The sequence below is a fragment of the Staphylococcus sp. HMSC34G04 genome (assembly GCF_001838765.1).
Taxonomy (GTDB): Bacteria; Bacillota; Bacilli; order Staphylococcales; family Staphylococcaceae; genus Staphylococcus; species Staphylococcus epidermidis.
In genome coordinates this window covers 1-2,029 of sequence record NZ_KV838695.1, presented here as the reverse complement: position 1 = coordinate 2,029, position 2,029 = coordinate 1, and the positions used below count along the sequence as shown (strand labels likewise).

Below are 2,029 nucleotides of genomic sequence, written 5' to 3'. Positions count from 1 at the left end.
ATTATGTCAACTCAACACAAAGGGACAAACGCCGAAATGACGGCGTTTGTCCCGTTTATGTGAATTCATGGATTATTCATATTTTATACATGCCCTTAACTACGCGTTTTCATTAGCTTTCAAACGTTGTGGTTTTTTATATTTATGTAAGTTACACTTGTGTAACCTACACATAGCGTATACTTATTTAATAGTAAACAAGTAAACAAATATACAAGTAAACTATTAAACTTGTTTACTTGTGAGATGTATTTAGTTGTTGCATACATGATGCGCGCATATTGTATGCATGTATATTGTATGCCTGCATACAAGTTTCGAGACATTTTGTTATAATTGGGAAGCACTTCCGTGCACAAAGGAGGTGTTGTATATGCTAGTCGCGATTTCATTTGTTGCAAGTTTTATCGTATCAGTTATAGCTGGTATAGTTGCGAACTATATTTCAGATAAACTGAATAGATAAAATTAAAACCCCCACAAAGCTTTGGCAGGCTGTGGGGGTTTTTGTATATGCTAGTTCGCAATTCATTTGTTACTTTAAGTATATCTTTCATACTATCTTTTGTAAATGAATTTAAAAAGATTAAATATTGTGACCAATGACCGTTTAATGTACCAGAATAAGTGGCTACATATTTATTACCATTTTTTTAATAGACTTTCTTTTAAGAGTTCCACTATAAGTGATATGCATAGTTTTATTTTTTTAACTCTTTTAGAATAGTGAATAGATTTAGGTAAATTGGATTTCTTTTTAGCTGATCTATGAGTTGTAAAAGTTTTCTTGGGAAGAGTTTTAGCATCTACAGTATGATGACTCAAAGTATTATTACTTTGATGCTCTATGTTAGCATAAATTCCTCCCAAATCTAACAAAAGTGCAGATGCAACTGTAATCTTAGTTAAATTTTTGACAATATGCATAAAGGAGCTCTGTTCTTAAAATACTACGTTTTCATAATAGCATAAATTCTAAAAAATATTTAAAAAATTTTAAAATTATTGTGATTTTTATTTAAAAATATCAGGTCTGAAATTGTATTTCATATTATTAAAAGGCCAAAATCTTAAAATAACTTTACCTACTATTTGTTTTTCAGATACTAATCCTACCTCGGAACTTCGACTATCAATACTATTGGTTCTATTGTCACCAAGAACTAAGTATTTATCTTTGGGTATAGTCATTTTATGTTTAGATCCTTTAATATCAGACACATTAAAGTTTTCTGTTAAATTATCACCAGAATCATTCATTTTTTTATTATAAGTAAGATAAGGTTCTTTGATATAATGTTTATTTATATATAACTTATCATTTTTATATTCAATTTGATCTCCAGGTTTACCAACCAATCGTTTTATAAAATTATTTTTTTTATTTTTATGAAATACAATTACGTCTCCAGAATCTAAATGATTTAATGACTTTGATATTTTACTTACAATTACTTTATCTTTATTATTAAATGTTGGATACATTGATAATCCCGACACGGTATAACTTTTAATTAAAAATGTATTTACTAAAAATAATAATAATACAGCTATTATTATAGCTATTAGCCATTCTTTTAATTCTTTTTTCATTACAAAATCTCCTTTTTTATTCGCTATTACATTTTATCTCAAGTTGACGTCGAAGCTCTTTAAGATCTTTTTCTAATTGTGGATCTTTCTCTTGTGTTATGTAACTTTTATTTTGTAGCTTTGACTTTCATGTAACCAGTATGTTTATACTGCTTCAATATTCTAAACATATTTTTGGGATATGTCGATTTAAAATGTGTCATTTTTCCTAATTCCAATTTTGTAAAGTTTATTTATAAAAACTATAAATAAGCCGATTATAATAAAAATAATGTACAGTTTAAATCCAGTTCCATTAAACTTTTTTAAAGATGTGAATTGAAAGACAAAAAATACTATAAGAGCAAGTATTAAAGCATAAAGTATTGTAAAAAACCATTGAAATATTTCATTATACAAAATTCGGTTCTGTTGCAAAGTTGAATTTATAGTATAA

The 2,029-nt window shown here is 26.9% G+C and carries 2 protein-coding genes and 1 pseudogene; all 3 read right to left on the bottom strand.

All coding sequences use genetic code 11. The features are described 5' to 3' along the window. Positions 1-642: 642 nt before the first annotated feature. Positions 643-927 carry a hypothetical protein gene (locus HMPREF3241_RS01740; RefSeq protein WP_002447378.1) on the bottom strand — a complete coding sequence of 95 codons (285 nt, stop codon included), beginning with the start codon at positions 925-927 and terminating at the stop codon, positions 643-645. Positions 928-1,014: 87 nt separating this feature from the next. Next, positions 1,015-1,593 carry a signal peptidase I gene (gene lepB / locus HMPREF3241_RS01735; RefSeq protein WP_002447379.1) on the bottom strand — a complete coding sequence of 193 codons (579 nt, stop codon included), beginning with the start codon at positions 1,591-1,593 and terminating at the stop codon, positions 1,015-1,017. 119 nt (positions 1,594-1,712) lie between these two features. After that, positions 1,713-1,823, bottom strand: a pseudogene (locus HMPREF3241_RS11935) (Replication protein Rep); the annotation flags it as partial. Positions 1,824-2,029: the final 206 nt, after the last annotated feature.